Here is a 16493-nt window from a genome sequence, read left to right as displayed (position 1 = left end):
ACAGATTTGTCCGGTTGCGCCAGAGTCCGCTTGCCGCTTGCGTGCCCTTTCCGACCAACGGCCTGATCGCCGTTGGCTTGCCGTGGATATGCTCCCTGCCCGGCCTTGCAGCCGGCCATGCGATCAGCCGGTGTTCTGCACGCCTTGCGAGACGCCATTGACGCAGGCCACCAGCGCGCGCAGCAGTTCCTCGTCTTCGCCATCGGTGGCGCGCCAGCGCTGCAGCAGGTCCACCTGCAGCACGCTGATCGGGTCGATGTAGGGGTTGCGCAGGCGAATCGACAACGCCAGCCGCGGGTCGTGCTGCAACAGCGATTGCTGCTGCAGCAGCGCCTTGACCCAGCCCTTGGTCAAGGCCAGTTCGTCGCGGATCAGCGGGAAAAACCGTGTGTGCAAGTCGCCCGACAACCGCGAGAACAACTCGGCGATGTTCAGATCGCCCTTGGACAACACCATGGCGATGTCGTCCAGGAAGGTGCGGAAGAACGGCCAGTCCTGCGCCATTTCGCGCAAGGTGTCTTCATGCCCGGCATCCACTGCCGCCTGCAGACCGCTGCCGACGCCGTACCAGCCCGGAATCACCGCACGCGCCTGACTCCACGCAAACACCCACGGAATCGCACGCAGGTTTGACAGCGCCGCATCCTGGCCTAGCCGCCGCGACGGGCGCGAGCCCAGCGTCATGCGCTCGATCACATCGATCGGCGTGGCCAGGCGGAAGTACTGCATGAAATCCGGCGCGCCGACGAACGCGCGATAGGCCACGGTGCTGCGTTCGGCCACCAGATCCATCGCCGGGCGCCAGCGCTCCTCGCGCGGCTCGGGCGCACGCGGGCGCAGGCTCGAAAGCAACACCGCGCCGGTCATCTGCTCCAGCGAGCGCAACGCCAATGCACGAATGCCGTATTTGCGGTGGATCACCTCACCTTGCTCGGTAACGCGCAAGCGGCCATCGACGCTGCCGCGCGGTGCGGCATCCAGCGCGCGGCTGGTCTTGCCGCCACCGCGTGCGATCGAACCGCCGCGGCCGTGGAAGAAGGTCAGCCGCACGCCCAACTCGGCGGCCGCTTCCAGCAACTCGACCTGCGCGCGTTGCAGGCCCCAGCGCGAAGCGGCGATGCCGCCGTCCTTGCCGCTATCCGAATACCCCAACATCACCATCTGCGTATCGCTGCGCGCGGCCAGATGCTGGCGATACACCGGGTCGGCGAGCAGGTCCTGCACGGTACCGGTACCGCCACGCAGATCGTCCACGGTTTCGAACAGCGGCACGATATCCAGCGGCACGGCGCCAGCGTCGTCGACCAGCCCGCCGCGACGTGCCAGTGTGAGCACGGTGAGCACGTCGGCGCGGTTGTGCGCCATCGAGATGATGTAACTGCCCAATGCATCGGCACCGTGGCGCGTGCGTGCATCGGCGAGCGCGGCGAACACCGCATCCAGCCGCGCATTGCCTTCATCCTGCACACGCGGCAAGGGCTCTTTTCCGGCGGCATAGGGGCCGAGCACGGCGGCGCGCTGGGTGGCGTCCTGCACGTCCCAGTCGGTCTGGCCCAAGGCATCGGCCACGGCGCGCGCATGCACGCTCGATTCCTGGCGCACGTCCAATCGCGCCAGATGGAAACCGAAACTGCGCACGCGCCACAGCAGACGCCGCACCGCGAACCAACCGGCATGCAGGCCCTTGTTGGCTTGCAGGCTGTCCAGGATCAACTGCAAGTCGTGTTCGAGCTCCGATGGCGCCGCGTAGGCGCCGTCGGCATCGTCCAGGGTGGCCTGCAGGCGTGCGCGCATCAGGTCGTTGAGCAGGCGGTACGGCATGTCGCCATGGCGCGGGCGCGAACGTGCGGCGGCCTCGGGGAGCAGCGCGCGGTAGCGTTCCAGCTGCGCGGTGAGCTCAGGGCTCACCTGCACCAGCGTGGTCGATTGGCTGAGCAGGCTGGCCAGCTGCCAGAGTTCTTTCTGATAGCGGTCCAGCACCGCGCGCCGCTGTGCATCCAGGGTGCCGGCAATGGTGTTGGCATCCACATTGGGATTGCCGTCCATGTCGCCCCCCACCCAGGTGCCGAAACGCAGCAGGCGCGGCAACACTGGCACGCTGCCGTAAGTTTCTTCGATGGCGTGTTCGAGCGTTTCGTACATCACCGGAATGACGCGGTAGAGCACCTGGGTAAGATAGAAGCCCACATGCTCGCGCTCGTCGTCCACGGTGGGGCGCACCGGCGAGGAATCGGCTGTCTGCCACGAGGCGGTCAAGGCCATGCGGAAGCGCGCGGCGTCGCTGGCGCGTTCGTTGGGCGTGCGCATGCCGTCCAGGTTGTCGACCAGGCTGGCGACCATCAGCTGTTCTTTTTCCAGCAACGCGCGGCGCACTGCCTCGGTGGGATGCGCGGTGAACACCGGCTCCACATCGATACGCGGCAACCACTGGCTGAGTTCGTCCAGGGTCACACCCTGCGCCTTGAGCCGGCGCAATGCGTCGTGCAGGCCATCCGGCTGCGGCGTGTCGGTACCGCTGCGCTGGTACTCGCGGCGGCGGCGGATGCGATGCACGCGCTCGGCGATATTGACCACCTGAAAATAGGTACTGAAGGCGCGCACCAGCGCTTCGGCGTCACGCGGCTCGCGCCCGGTGAGTTGTTCGCTCAACGTGGATGGCGGGGCGTCGCTTTCGCGCCGCGAAATGGCGGTGGTGCGCACGCGTTCGATTTCATCGAGGAATTCCGCAGACACCTGCTCGGCGAGCAGATCACCCACCAGTGCACCGAGCCGCCGCACATCGTCGCGCAAGGGAAGATCGGGGGTAGCGAACACAAGACTGCTGCGGTACTCGTTCATCGGAAACGCACACCCTCTTCAAGCGCAAAGTCGTCGAAGACTAACCCAAAAGGATTAGGTGATCGCGACGACGGCGATGGTTTCAACACCAACCATCGTGTGCCAGTGCCCCGTATCCGATGGCTCTCGTAGGAGGCGCGCTCGCGCGCGACGTGGCTTTCCCGGTAATGCTTTGGCGGGCAAGCCCGCTCCTACGCGTGCGGCTTTCCCGGTAACTCCCTCGCGGGCAAGCCCGCTCCTACGGGTGAACGCAGCAATCATCTGGACGGCTCAGCAGATGTTGCCGGCAGCGCCCCAGCCACATCCGCTGCAGGAGCGCACCTGGGCGCGAAGAAGCGTTATCGATAAAGCCGCAGCGCGCGCAGGCGTGCTCCTACCGGTGCAAGCAACCATCGATCAACGTGTGCGTGAAGCGCCTGCATCCTTCACAGGATCGCCAACATTGGTCTTCAACCATTGCTCGCTTTCGGCCAGCATCTGCATGATCGACTGCCGCGCGCGGTACGCATGCGATTCATTGGGCAGCAGTACCAGACGCGCAGTACCGCCCAGGCCCTTGATCGCAGCGAACATGCGCTCACTCTGGATCGGGAAGGTGCCGGTGTTGTTGTCGTCCTGGCCGTGAATCAGCAGCAGCGGGTCCTTGATCTTGTCGGCGTAGTTGAACGGCGACATCGCCTGATACACCGGTTGCGCCTGCCAGTAATTGCGTTCCTCTGCCTGGAAGCCGAACGGGGTAAGCGTGCGGTTGTAGGCGCCGCTGCGCGCGATACCGGCCTTGAAAAGGCGTGTGTGCGCGAGCAGGTTGGCGGTCATGAAGGCGCCGTAGGAATGCCCACCGATGGCGATGTGCTCGCGGTCGGTGACGCCACGCCGCACCACTTCATCCACCGCGGCCTGCGCATCGGCGATCAACTGCGGCACATAGGTGTCGTTGGGTTCGGCATCGCCTTCGCCCACGATCGGCATGGTCGGGTTGTTGAGCACCACGTAGCCGATCGCCAGAAACGCCTGCGGCCCCCAGTAACTGATCGCGTTGAACCGGTACGGCGAGTCGGTGACCTGGCTGGCGGTATCGGCGCTTTTGAATTCGCCCGGGTAAGCCCACATCAGCAGCGGCCGTGGGCCATCGCGCTTGGGGTCATAACCGGGCGGCAGCAGCAGCGTGGCCGTAAGGTCCACACCATCGGCGCGCTTATAGCGGATCTGCTCCTTCTGCACGCCGCGCAACTGCGGTAGCGGGTGTGCGAAGTGGGTCAATGCCCGTGGTGCGGGCGCTGCATCGCCCAAGGTCTGCACGACATAGTTAGCCGGCTCCTCCGGCGATTCGCGGCTGAGCAACAGCTGCGTGGCCTGCGCATCCAGTAACGCCAACGGTGCGGAATAGCTCGGCGCCTGCGAATGGAACAGGCGGGTGGCCTGCTTGCTGCGCAGATCGAATCGGTCCACGAACGGGCGGTCGCCTTCCGGCGAAGCGCCCTTGCCGAGCAGGAACAGACTGTTGCCATCGCTGCCGGTCTGCAGCAGCGGGCGGCCCTTGCCATCGGCTACCGTCGCCGGCGTGCCCGGGTCTCTGTAGCGGTCCTGCGAGGAGCGGTCCCACAGCAATTCGGGCGCGCGTTGCGGTTGATCCGGTGCAATGCGCCATTGCTTGGTGCGGCGGGTCTTCCACCAGCTTTCGCTCAAGATCGCCAGATCGCCGCGGCCCCACTGGATGCCCTCGAACCGACTCTCCAGCTGCGCCAGCGTGACCGGCGCGCGCGTGAATGGCGCTGCCTGCATCCTCACCGCATCGCGGAGCTTGCTCTCGCGTGCCGGGTCGCCGCCGTCCAGCGCTTCGGCCCACACCAGCGTGGCCGGTGCATCGTGCCGCCAGCTGATGTCGCGCACGCCGGTCGGCACAGCGTCGTTACCGGTCGGCAGGCCTTCGACCAGCGGCAGTTGCGCGATCTGACGCACCAGCTTGCCCTGCAGGTCCAGCACCTCGATGCGCCGCGGAAAATTAGTCACCGGCACCAGGTACGAGAACGGCCGCTCGCTGCGTTCACTCAGAATGTAACGGCCATCCGGCGACACCGACAGATTGAGATAGATGCCGGGCGCGGCGATCGGGAGCACCTGCCCGCTCAGCGTAACGATGATCGGCTGGCCGGTGGCGTAGTACTCGAACGCGCGCGCGTCGGCTTCGTTGCGCAGCAGGTCCTGGTAGGTCGGCAGCGAGCGCACCCCGGCGGCCGCGCTGGTCTGCTGGATCGCGGGGCCGGCCGGTGTCGCATCGCGGGTCGGCGGCGCGCCCTGCCCTGCAACCTGTTGCAGCAGCAAGCCACTGCCATCGGGCAACCAACGCAAGTCGTCGTCGACGCTGGTGTTCAAGCCGGCCACCAGCCGCCGCGCCTGCCCGGCCGCCACGTCCACCAGCCACAGTTCGTTGGCACCGCTGGCAGCATCTTCGCGGCGAAACGCCAGATAGCGCTGGTCCGGCGACCAGTTCAGGTCGGCCAGCGACAGCGGCGACGGCAAGCCGGCAATCTGCCGCTCGCTGCCATCGGCCACCGACAACAGCCATAGCTTGCTGGCGAACGAAAACCGGCTGGCGGCAAACGTCTTTGGATGGATGCGCATGCCGGCCAGCTTCAGCTCCGGCTGGGCCACCTCGGCAATGTCCGGCAGAGCCGGCATTTGCAGCATCGCGGCCAGGTCGCGCTTGGGCGACAGCTGCAACAGCGGCGCGCGCGGGGCGTCCACCACCGCCTGCAGCGCCGTGGACGGCAGCTGATACCCGCCGCCTGCCACAGTGCCGGGTTGCACGGCTGCCGGGCTGGCAGGTGCCGGGCTAGCGACCGCCACCACCGGTACACTCAACGCCAAAGCCCCTCTCAACACCCATGTGTGCTGCCGCCAGCCTTGCGCATGCCGGTTCCTCTGCATTGTCCGTCCCCGATGATAATCGACCCCGGACCATAGCAGCCGCCCGTCGGCCGCTCCCCTGCCGTTGGTAGGGGGTGGGCTGCAATTCATGCCGAGGGGGGGTGCTGCCGATATAATCAACGCTGTTGTCGAGGGGCGCTGCGACCGGTAGGGCGGACTGATCGCTCACTGCACCACAGGTGCAGGTAAATACGGCCAGGCTCGACCAGCAGTTATCGTTCAACGGCGCCCGGAATTGCAGACATTCGTTTGCCTACCGGAGCCATTGCATGAACGCTGTGACAAAGATTACCCCGCACGCCGATTACAAGATTGCCGACATCTCCCTGGCCGATTGGGGCCGCAAGGAGCTGGACATCGCCGAGCACGAAATGCCGGGCCTGATGTCGATCCGCCGTAAGCATGCACAAACCAAGCCACTGAAGGATGTGCGCATCACCGGCTCGCTGCACATGACCATCCAGACCGCGGTGCTGATCGAAACGCTCAAGGACATCGGCGCCAACGTGCGCTGGGCCTCGTGCAACATCTTCTCCACCCAGGACCACGCAGCCGCTGCGATCGCCGCGACCGGCACCCCCGTGTTCGCCTGGAAGGGCGAAACGCTGGAAGAGTACTGGGACTGCACCCTGGACGCGCTGACCTTCACCCTGCCCGACGGCACCCTCACCGGCCCGGAGTTGGTGGTGGACGACGGCGGCGACGTCACCCTGCTGATCCACAAAGGCTATGAGCTCGAAAACGGCAGCACCTGGGTCGACGAGCCGGCTTCCTCGCACGAAGAGAGCGTCATCAAGGCCCTGCTCAAGCGCGTGGCCGTCGAGCGCCCGGGCTACTGGGCGCGTGTGGTCAAGGATTGGAAGGGCGTCTCCGAAGAGACCACCACCGGCGTGCACCGCCTGTACCAGATTGCCGAAGCCGGCAAGCTGCTGATCCCGGCCATCAACGTCAACGACTCGGTCACCAAGAGCAAGTTCGACAACCTCTACGGCTGCCGCGAATCGCTGGCCGATGGCCTCAAGCGCGCAATGGACGTGATGCTGGCCGGCAAGGTCGCCGTGGTCTGCGGTTACGGCGACGTGGGCAAGGGCAGTGCCGCCTCGCTGCGCGCTTATGGCGCCCGCGTGATCGTCACTGAAATCGACCCGATCTGCGCGCTGCAGGCATCGATGGAGGGCTTCGAGGTCAACACCATCGAATCCACCCTGGGCCGTGGCGACATCTATGTCACCACCACCGGCAACAAGGACATCATCACCGTCGAACACCTGCAGGCGATGAAGGACCAGGCCATCGTGTGCAACATCGGCCACTTCGACAACGAGATCCAGGTTGATGCGTTGAACGCGCTGAAGGGCGTGGAGAAGATCAACATCAAGCCGCAGGTGGACAAGTACGTGTTCCCGAACGGCAACGCGATCTTCCTGCTCGCCGACGGCCGCTTGGTGAACCTGGGCTGCGCCACTGGCCACCCGAGCTTCGTGATGTCCAACTCGTTCGCCAACCAGACCCTGGCCCAGATCGACCTGTGGGAAAAGCGCGACACCTACGAGAAGAAGGTCTACATCCTGCCCAAGCACCTGGATGAAGAAGTTGCGCGTCTGCACCTGGAAAAGATCGGCGTGAAGCTGACTACCCTGACCAAGGACCAGGCTGACTACCTCGGCGTGGACGTGGCTGGCCCGTACAAGCCGGATCATTACCGCTACTGAAACGTGGGTGCACCGTCGCCCATCCTCGACAGTGTGAATCAACGGGCGCCGCAGGGCGCCCGTTGTGCATCAAGGCGTCTATGGGTGAGACGTCGAATCTGAATCTGCCCACGCATCGCGCTGTGCGTCGTCGCTTGCGCTGTGGTCGACCGAAAGTGGCAGACCGCCCGGCGGCCAAGGTCACGACACGGTGACACTTGCTGCAGCCGCGCCGGCCCATCTTGGCCGATGGCACCGTCAGCGGCGTGCGCTCGCCGCGTCTGCATCCATCGCGGCAGGCTCATACACGGAAATCTGGCTACGGCTGCGCGCGGTATAGGGATGCCCGCTCCAATCGCCCCATCTGGCCCGCAAGCGCAAGCCGGCGATCCGTGCCATCAGATCCAGCTTGGAAGGCCAAAGATAGCGATAGCGATCGTTGAAGACGCGGGTCGCCGACGCCCCGATCATCACGATGCGCTGCTGGATCAGCTGCCGGGCAGGATCAGCGCTGGAGCACATCAGCATCACCGGCACGTCGCCCTCGTCCAGGGCCGGCGCCTCCAACGACCTCACCTTGCCGTCCGCCAGCAACGTCTCCGCCCGGGGCACCATCGTCTGCAGGACGAACACGCCGGAGGTTGCCAGGCGCTCGTGCACCGCGCGCAGGCAACGCAACTGCTCGTCCTGCGTCAACAGATAGCCGAGCGAATACACCGAATAGATCAGGTCGAACGGCCCGGCGACAGGGACATCGACAAAATCGGCGCAGACCAGCCTCAGTCGCTCGGCACCGGGCTTGGCACGAAGCAGGTCCAACATGCCAGGCGAGTTGTCTATGCCGCAGACTGCCGCGCCGCCAGCCGCCAGCGGCAGCGCAATGCGGCCGGTGCCGATCCCCAACTCCAGCGCCGTGCCACTGCCGACCAGTGCCGCCAATGCCTGCGCACACTGCGCTGCACTGGCAGCGGCCCAGTGGTCCCTCAGGCGATCATAGTATCGTGACACCTGATCGTAGGCATGCGCTGACGATCCATCCATGCTGCTCTCCGCGAAAGACCCGCTGGCCACCCTAAGCAACCATCCCGGTCGTCGCGTGCGCCGACGACGCAACGTCGCCGGTGGCGAGCCAATGCGCGCACTCGGCGCCAAGCTCGGCGACAACACGCTGCCGATAGGCCGCATCGACGGCCGGTGCCAGTCGGTCCCGCCACCGCCCATTGAGGCCTTGATTGAAGAAGGCTCGGCCGCCGTCGCGCCAGAAACCGGCACCCTGTGGAACGTAGCGCGCCGCATGCGCGCGCATGTAGTCCAGACTGCAGTGCGCCAGCACGCGCTCGCAGCACTGGGCATCCAGCGGGATATCAACGAATGCGGCAATGCGCCGCACTTGCGCACGCAGGTCATGAAGCAACGCGGCGTAATGCATCAGCAGCACGTTGTCGCAATCGCGCAGCGCCCACCAGGAACGCACGCCCTCCCAGAACGGCCACAGCGGCGCCCCATCGGCGCGCATCCAGGTCTGGAAATAGGCCTCGACCGAGCACGTGGGCGGCGGCATGACCTTCAATTTACCGTTGCCGGAGGGCTCCGCATCCAGACGCGCCTGCGCATCGGCGCTGACTGCCCGCTGGTGGTCATACAGGCTCCAGACGATGTCGCGCGCATCGCGGCCGACGTAGAGATAGCGGGCGCGTTCGGACAGCACCAGCGCATCGGCGGGCAGATGGGTTTTCACGAAGCGGCGATGGCGTTGCTCGGCGAGCAGTCGCTGCTTGGTGGCCTTGTCCGGATACACCGAGTCGAACCAGGGCGACAGCCGCGAGACGTCGATCTCCTCGGCGCCGCCGAAGATCAGTTGCGCGACGATCTGCTGCACCCAGGTCGTCCCTGCCTTGGCATAGCTGGCGATGACGACATCGTCGTCGCGAAAGGCGAAGTCGTTCCAGACTGTCGAGTCGAAAAAGCGATTGGAATATTCGCGCTGCTTGGAGGGCATGCCCACATCGGCGTCCTGTCGGTTGTCATCGCATCGGGCTCATCAGATGTGCACACGCCAACACCTCGCAGCCGCATGATACGCATGCGCGCCCGGCTCCAAGGCCAGGCAATACCGCGTAACGAGCTGCTGCACATCCGCACACTGCACTTGCAGGCCACCGTTGACCTGCGGCAGCGCGCATCGCCGTTGCCGACGATGCGCGTGCGTGCGGGCCATCCGGCCAAGCCCGCCCTGGCATTGCAGTTACTGCGTGTAGATATAGGCCACCTTGCGCGGACCAAACATTTTTAAAATCTTCGAAAACACGAGTGGCAGCATGGTTTTGGCAAATTTCATCACGCGCACCTTTGTCTGGAAGTTTCAGAAATGACGAACTCTGACATTCGCCTTACTTCAGGCTAGCAATAGTCATATGGCCAATCAACACTACGGTTAGTACTTTATCTTTAAAATAAAATTACCGGGCATGTGTCGCAGAAATAAGACACGCAATGTGCCCTTATCCGAACAGATTTTCGCGCAGGTACTCCAGATATTCGCGCACATGCCGCTCGCGTGCGGCAACGTCATCCGGCAGACGCAAGCCACGCGTAAACCAACGCAGCCGCGGCCGTGCGTGCAAGTGTGGGTAAGGCTTATGCGGCACCGGTACGCCGAGGAAGCTGCACAGTGGCGCCCAGCCTTGCCGAGACGAGAACACCAACAACTGATCGGCTGGCACCGTATCGATCACCGCCTGATTCCAGCGGTTGAAGTAGTCGACCATGAAGGCACGGTCCTGACTGCGCCCACCCATCTGCTGTTTCAGAAACGTGCTGAATGTTTCGCCCTCGGGGCCGACGAAGGTGCTCTTTCTGCCCGGCATCAGGATGGTCTGGGTCACCGACTCGAACCAGCTGTCGGGATCGCGCACCGTCAGGACGACCTTGGCCTGCGGATATACCTCAATCAATTGCCGCCAGTAATAGCAACCAGGATGGTCGGTGCTCGAACGGTAGCCGGCGAAGATGGCCGACCAGTCTGCAACACCGCGCTCGGCGGCATTCCACAGCGGCAGTGCCGTACGCATGTTCGCGGCGACCTCCGTGGCGTGATAACACGGTCCAAATCCCAAATGTTCCAGCGCGAACTTCAGCGACAGCGTCCCGGTTCTGCCTAGGCCAGCACCAAGCACTTCTAACGACATGGCGATTCTCCGATCCATTACACGCAGGGCGGCAACCTAGCACGCACCCATGGCGTACGCGTCCCGGCACTGGCAGTCAGATGGATGTGGCAAATACACGCACCAGGCGCAATTTAATTGACGGACAAGAACGCGGACCGGAGCCAAACGCTCACCCACGCCAATTGGCATTGCGCTCCCAGAACGCGACGCTACGCCGATAGGCATCGCGGTCCAGCGGCGTGCCAGAGCCGCCCTCTTCCACGCCCAGGGTATTGCGCAACATGGTGATCGGTGCCATCGGAATCTCGTCCGGCTCTGCGGTGTAGAGACAACCGACCACACCCCACTCTGCCTCGATGGGCGTGCCTTCCTTGGCCAACTGCTCGCGGCTGTAGAGGATGGGCAGCAGATAGGCAGCCACCGTTGGTTCGACACCTTCGAACCAACGCACCAGCACGGCCAATTCCTGCGTGCTGCGCGCCTCGTAGCCGGAACGCAGCAGGTGCCGGTTGTCATCGGTGACGGGAATGGTGAGGCAGCGGGTCGAAGTCCAGTTGCGGTGCACATGCAATTGGCAAAACGGCGCATAGCCTTCGATCACGCGTAGCGGCGCCTCGTCGTTGAGCCGCTGGATGAACTGCTCCGGCGCGCAGTCCTGAATGGCATTGCGACGCCCATCGCGCGGAAACAAGCGGGAGCGGGCGAACTGGGTCAAGACGATCGACATAAGCGGATATGCGGCGACTAAGAGCGTCAGAGTAGCGCGCGGGCTGGGCTGCGACTACGTTGCGCGACAACGCGGCCAATGCGCGGCGACTAAGCCGGCGCGAGCAGGTGTTCGCAATCGATTTTCGGCAGTTGCGGAACACCCGTCGATAACGCGCAGATACGCAGCAGGTAGTGAGGACGCGAACACGATGCGGGCAAATCCGTATCTGCGGTAGCTCGTCAGCGCTACCAAATCAAATCGTCCGGCACCTTGAACTGGCTGTAGTAGTCATCATCGCTATCGGCCGCAGCCGGCGCGCTGTTGCGTCCGTGATCCAGCACCACGGCATCGGCATCGCGGCTGTAAATCTTGTCGGCGGCCGCGCGCGGAATCAGCTCAAAACCATCACCGTACCGCACGATCACCAACGCACCGCTGGCCAACTGGTTGCGCAACGTCGTGTTGACCAGCACGCTGCGGATCACGCTGCCGTCGTTGAAGCGGTAGTCGATCTCGCCTTCGCGCTTGACCTTGTTGGTCTCCACGATCTGCCGCACCTGCGCAAGCACTTCCTGCCGGCGCACCTGCACGTTGCGCTCCTCGGCCAGCGCACGATCGCGCTCGGCACGCTCGGCCTGCAGGCGCGCCGCATCAACCTTGTCCGTCGCCGCCGGCGGCACCGCCGCGCCCTTGGCATGGCGCTGCTTGACTTGTTCGCGTGCAACCTTGTCCACCTGGGCTTTTTTCACCAGGCCGGCCTTGAGCAGCTGTTCTTGCAAAGGATTGCGCATTGGGAAGTTAGGCAGTGGACTGGCGGCTAGTTTAACGCGGCAGGCACTAAGCTATCGTCGTAGCCTGACCGACCCGTTGGCATCGCCCGTGGTCCTAGCCGCGGCCGTGTAGCTGCCAGCCGCGGCAGGCTGCCCATTCCGGTTTATCGCCGCATCGGCGGGCTGGTGCGGCTGGGCCTGATGGCAGCTGTGATGCCATTCGGCGTCTACAGTGTCTCCGCAAGTCACAAAGCACAATGACGCATGGCTTGCCCAAGCTGCGCAAGGCCATCTGCAGACCGTGCCCGCCGTTTACGCCGGAATGCTGGCGGCGTGATATGGGTGAAGCGTGTAAGCCGCGGGGTCGTCACCTTGGCATTGCCGAACAAGGGCTGCGAGGCGTGGAACGGTGACGTGCGCGGGGTCGGCGGAAAGCTAGCGGCAAGCAATGCGAAACAATGTGCCTGCGTCATCAGCGAATGTATCCAGATACCACTGGCCATGCTGCGCACGCTGCCTGTCAGCCATGAGCTGCGCCTATCGCTGAGCCTGGATCGATATAGCCGGCGCAAGCTGCGCGCTGCAGAACTTCCGGCATGCTGCGGGCAGCAGTCAACGTTAGCCAAGCAGGCGCACGGCCTTACCAGGCGAACGGTGCGGTGACCTTGCGCGCACCCAGCAAGAAGGCATCGGCCACATGCACGAACGGTGCGACATCTACTTCTGATTGACCGGCGCGCACCAACTGCACGAAGCGCCGGTACAAGCCGTCGTATTCGCTAGCGGTAGGCAGCGCCTGCGGCTTCCCATCGATGCTCAGTTTGGCACCGCCTTCGCTGAGCACGAGCATGCCCGCGGTGGTTTCCACTTCAATATCCCAGCGTTGGTGACCGGTCTGCAGAAAGTCGAATTCGGCCGTCACCGGCACGCCTGCGGTATCGACAAACGCAAGACGGGCATACAACGGCGCCTGCCGGTTGTCGGGGGTGTGCAACTCTGCCTCGCGCAGCGCGAAGCTGCGCGGCAGAAGATGGGTCGCGATGGAGAGCGCATTGATGCCAGGGTCGAACACGCCCATGCCGCCGGGTTCAAGAATCCAGTCCTGGCCCGGATGCCAGTGGCGAATGTCTTCCTTCCAGCTGATGCGCGCGCGCACGAGTTGCTTGTCGGCCAACCATGCACGGGCAGGCTCCACACCGCCAGCGCAGCGCGAATGCCAACTGGTGAACAGGCTGCGTTGCGCACGCTGCGCCACGGCTTGCAGGTCATGAATTTCGGCGAGCGTGGCGGCCGGCGGTTTTTCCAGAAACACATGGCGGCCAGCCACCAACGCGGCTTGTGCCAGCGCATGTCGGCCCACCGGTGGCGTACACAAGGCCACCGCCTCGATCTGCGGCTGCGCGGCGAAGGCGTCTTCCAGTGTGCGATAGGCCGGCACACCATCGACCGTGCCATGCCGGCTCACGGTGGCCACCAGCTGCACATCGTCCCGGGCCGCGATGGTGGGCACGTGCTGATCGCGGGCGATCTTGCCGATCCCGACAAGGGCAATGCGCAATGCGTCTGGATGCTTCATCGAAACCTGCGTGCTGATAGAGGTGGTAATAACGGGTGCGAACGCCTGCTCACGCACACTGCATGGTCACCGCTAGGGCGGTGCGATGCTGGTCGTGCTCGCGATGGCGCAGTGTACGGTCAGGGTGCAGCCACTGCGAGACATCGCTCCTGCTTGTTTTGCTATACCTGCGCGCTGGCCACCGCGCACGGGGACGGCTCACTTGCACAACGAAGGCGGCGTACAAAGGTTGCGCTCCGCGTTGCGGAATCAGCACCTGGCCAACCTCGACCACAACGTCACAGGCCCGCTGTGCAGTGCGCGATTGACGCCAGCGCGCATGCAGATGAGCATCGCTGCCGGCACGCCAAGGTGCCGTCGCCATTGAAGGCTGCACCGATGTTGCATTACGTTTCGCTGGGCGTTCGTACGATCGAGATATCCGCCGCGTTCTACGACGCAACGCTGGGCGCGCTTGGCTATGTGCGGGTGTGGTCCGATCTGGAGCCAGGCACGCACGACCAAGCTGTCGGCTATGGCCGGCCAGGCGGCGAGGATTGCCTGGCGTTGAAGCAACGCCAAGCCACGTAGTGTGCGCCGGGGGCCGGCTTTCATCTGGCGTTTGCCGCCACCGGTGCGTCGGCCGTGGACGCCTTCCATCGCGCCGCGCTACAGCACGGCGGCCACTGCAATGGCACACCCGGCGTGCGACCGGACTATGGCGATGACTATTACGCCGCGTTCGTCATCGACCCGGACGGGCACCACATCGAAGCGGTGGTCGACCGTACGCCAACGCGGCAACCGGCGCCGCCGCTACGCGACGTTGGCATGTCGGTGCTCTAAGCCGCAGCAACGGCAAGCTCACCGCACGCATTGAACGTCATGGCAATGCCTGCGTCAGGAAACGGTCGAAGTCGCCGATGTTCATGCTGCCCCAGCCCGACGCGAAGTCCCAGCCAGAGCTGGCATTATATCCATCGTGATAGAGGCCGTTGCTACCGACCACGACGTCATGGGCACGCTGCGCATCATTATGCTGGCTGGCGTACTGATAGATCTGCGGCGCGACGAAGCCCAGCCTGGGATGCGAGTGCAATAGCCGGGCGATATAGCCGGCGAAGGTCGGAGCAGCCGCACTGGTGCCCCACACATACCAGGCAGCCTCGTTGCCCTGGGCGTTGGTGCCGCGAATCTGTGCGCTGCTGTAGAACGAGCCATTGAAGCTGACGTCGGGCACGGCGCGGTATCCAGACGCCGTCTGCCCAGGCAGGAGAGTGCGTTGCCACTGTGGCGCGTAAGCGATCTTGCTGATTCCCCCCTGGCTGAGCTGACGGCCGACACCGGCGTTCCAGACGCGCTCGGAGGAGTAGCTGCCGGGGTTGCCACCCTGGGTCTGCAATTCGGTGGCGCCGACAGCAATCGCGTAGCGGTGCGACGCCGGCCAACCGACCTGGCGCAGATCCGGGCGGCCCACCAGCGTGTCGTAATAAGGCGCGTTGGCGCGCGCACTCAGCGGCAGATAGACGCCGTCGTCGCCGCTGCAGATCACGAAGTTCTGCCCCTGACGTACCGCCTTGCTGAGGCTGGCATCCATGGCCTGGAAGATGGCGTCGTTCACCTGGGTCTCCTGCGCGTAGATCGACATGCTCACCACGCGGGCCAGATTGTCGTCGGCAGCCCGGGCCATGCCATCGATCATGCTCTTCCAGGAAAAATCCGGGATGTTGTAGATGATCAGCTGCTTCAATCCGCCGGCGCTACCCACCAGCAGTTGGGTATCCATGTCCCACTCGACTTCGGAATCTTTGCTGGCGGCGCTGGACTGGTAACCCGGTGCACTGGGGTCGCCCACCGTTACCACCGTGACCAGAGTGCTGAGGCCATGCAGCGTCTGGAAGCTCTGCAGCCGCGCGAGAGTATTTTCCAGATTGCCGGCGGCGATGACCGCACCGACGATATCGCTGGCCGGTGCCAGGGTATCGGCGCCATAGGCGCTATTGAGCTCCTCGATGCTGTGGCGTACGACTTCTGCGCCGCCGCTGTTGGAGGCCATCACGGCTCTGCTATTCCACAGAGATGTGCGCGCGGCGCTCAGCGGCGCGCCGTGCGGTGTGACCTTGGCACCAGCGGTGCCGTCCAGGCCGACCACACCTTGCACCACCGTCTGCAAGCCAGCCGGTACTGCGACCGCGCCCTGCGCTGCGGCAACGCCGACGCGGCCATCGGCAGTCACCGCACGCAGCTGGGTACCAAGGGCGGCCTGCAACGCCGCCACTGTTGCACGGACTTGCAGCAAGCGGCCATCGGTGGCCGGGCGCACATCGGTGATGCCATACCGGCTCAGATATGCCTTGACCTGTGCGATATCGCTGGCGGAAGCAGCCGACGCCCGGGCCAGTGGACCGCGCAACAGCGGATCGCCGCCATCGCGGGTCAACCACTGCTCCACCGCCGCATGTTGCTGGGCCATGCTCACCTGCGGCTTGAGCACGAAATCCACCTGCAGGATGCGCTCCGGTGCGAGGGCAACACCGGTAGCCACTTGCGAAGGTGTCGGCTCGGCCGCGTGCGCGGTGCCGGTCAGGCCCAACGCGATGGCGCAGGCCAATACGCCCCGGCAGAAAGAGCGCGTCACCATGCGTTTACCGCCATTGATCTTGAGTAACATGCTGCGGATTCTCATGAGGCAGCATCAATTGCAGACGCAGCAGCGCGAAGTCTCTGTGCGTAAAGCGATGCGAATGCCAACTGACGCTCAAGCCCTGCGCCGAGGTGCCTGCCCACTGCACGCGGTGGCCCTGCCGACGCTGGCCAATCGCAACGCACGGC

The 16493-nt window shown here is 64.5% G+C and carries 11 protein-coding genes, 1 pseudogene and 1 riboswitch; of the genes and pseudogenes, 3 read left to right on the top strand and 9 right to left on the bottom strand.

All coding sequences use genetic code 11. The features are described 5' to 3' along the window. Positions 1 to 123: 123 nt before the first annotated feature. Positions 124 to 2838, bottom strand: a complete 2715-nt coding sequence (gene ppc, locus KWO_RS04415; protein ID WP_010381718.1) for a phosphoenolpyruvate carboxylase — start codon at positions 2836 to 2838, stop codon at positions 124 to 126. A 396-nt stretch (positions 2839 to 3234) separates the two neighbouring features. Further along, a complete protein-coding gene (locus tag KWO_RS04410) occupies positions 3235 to 5766 on the bottom strand; it encodes a S9 family peptidase (RefSeq protein WP_050561046.1) in 2532 nt (843 codons plus the stop codon). A 124-nt stretch (positions 5767 to 5890) separates the two neighbouring features. Beyond that, positions 5891 to 6004, top strand: a riboswitch (S-adenosyl-L-homocysteine riboswitch). 31 nt (positions 6005 to 6035) lie between these two features. On the opposite strand from KWO_RS04410, the gene ahcY reads away from it, so the two are divergent. Further along, positions 6036 to 7478, top strand: a complete 1443-nt coding sequence (ahcY, locus tag KWO_RS04405) for an adenosylhomocysteinase (RefSeq protein ID WP_010367570.1) — start codon at positions 6036 to 6038, stop codon at positions 7476 to 7478. A 237-nt stretch (positions 7479 to 7715) separates the two neighbouring features. Here the strand turns inward: ahcY and KWO_RS04400 are convergent, their stop codons facing one another. Together KWO_RS04400 and KWO_RS04395 are read right to left on the bottom strand one after the other, a co-directional pair. Beyond that, a complete protein-coding gene (locus KWO_RS04400) occupies positions 7716 to 8498 on the bottom strand; it encodes a class I SAM-dependent methyltransferase (protein ID WP_010381724.1) in 783 nt (260 codons plus the stop codon). A gap of 31 nt (positions 8499 to 8529) precedes the next feature. Beyond that, complete coding sequence (locus KWO_RS04395; protein ID WP_010381726.1) at positions 8530 to 9462, bottom strand: sulfotransferase domain-containing protein; 933 nt, start codon at positions 9460 to 9462, stop codon at positions 8530 to 8532. A 78-nt stretch (positions 9463 to 9540) separates the two neighbouring features. On the opposite strand from KWO_RS04395, the gene KWO_RS22445 reads away from it, so the two are divergent. Further along, positions 9541 to 9750, top strand: a complete 210-nt coding sequence (locus KWO_RS22445) for a hypothetical protein (protein WP_010367576.1) — start codon at positions 9541 to 9543, stop codon at positions 9748 to 9750. 208 nt (positions 9751 to 9958) lie between these two features. Here the strand turns inward: KWO_RS22445 and KWO_RS04390 are convergent, their stop codons facing one another. The 4 genes from KWO_RS04390 to KWO_RS04375 form a co-directional block, all read right to left on the bottom strand. Then, positions 9959 to 10645, bottom strand: a complete 687-nt coding sequence (locus KWO_RS04390) for a sulfotransferase family protein (RefSeq protein ID WP_010367580.1) — start codon at positions 10643 to 10645, stop codon at positions 9959 to 9961. 151 nt (positions 10646 to 10796) lie between these two features. Further along, entirely contained in the window at positions 10797 to 11354 is a 558-nt protein-coding gene (locus tag KWO_RS04385; RefSeq protein WP_010381728.1) for a DUF3228 family protein, read from the bottom strand. Between the two features lie 227 nt (positions 11355 to 11581). After that, entirely contained in the window at positions 11582 to 12127 is a 546-nt protein-coding gene (locus tag KWO_RS04380) for a DUF2058 domain-containing protein (protein ID WP_010367587.1), read from the bottom strand. A gap of 619 nt (positions 12128 to 12746) precedes the next feature. After that, a complete protein-coding gene (locus KWO_RS04375) occupies positions 12747 to 13682 on the bottom strand; it encodes a Gfo/Idh/MocA family protein (protein WP_010381734.1) in 936 nt (311 codons plus the stop codon). A gap of 378 nt (positions 13683 to 14060) precedes the next feature. On the opposite strand from KWO_RS04375, the pseudogene KWO_RS23370 reads away from it, so the two are divergent. After that, positions 14061 to 14507: pseudogene (locus KWO_RS23370) on the top strand (VOC family protein). Between the two features lie 37 nt (positions 14508 to 14544). Here the strand turns inward: KWO_RS23370 and KWO_RS04355 are convergent. Next, positions 14545 to 16302: a S53 family peptidase gene (locus tag KWO_RS04355; RefSeq protein ID WP_026113175.1), complete on the bottom strand. Its 1758-nt coding sequence runs from the start codon at positions 16300 to 16302 to the stop codon at positions 14545 to 14547. Between the last annotated feature and the right edge of the window lie 191 nt (positions 16303 to 16493).

Source organism: Xanthomonas vasicola pv. musacearum NCPPB 4379 (assembly GCF_000277895.2).
GTDB lineage: Bacteria > Pseudomonadota > Gammaproteobacteria > Xanthomonadales > Xanthomonadaceae > Xanthomonas > Xanthomonas vasicola.
Note: the sequence above shows the minus strand (reverse complement) of the source record. Positions and strands in the feature narration are given on the sequence as shown.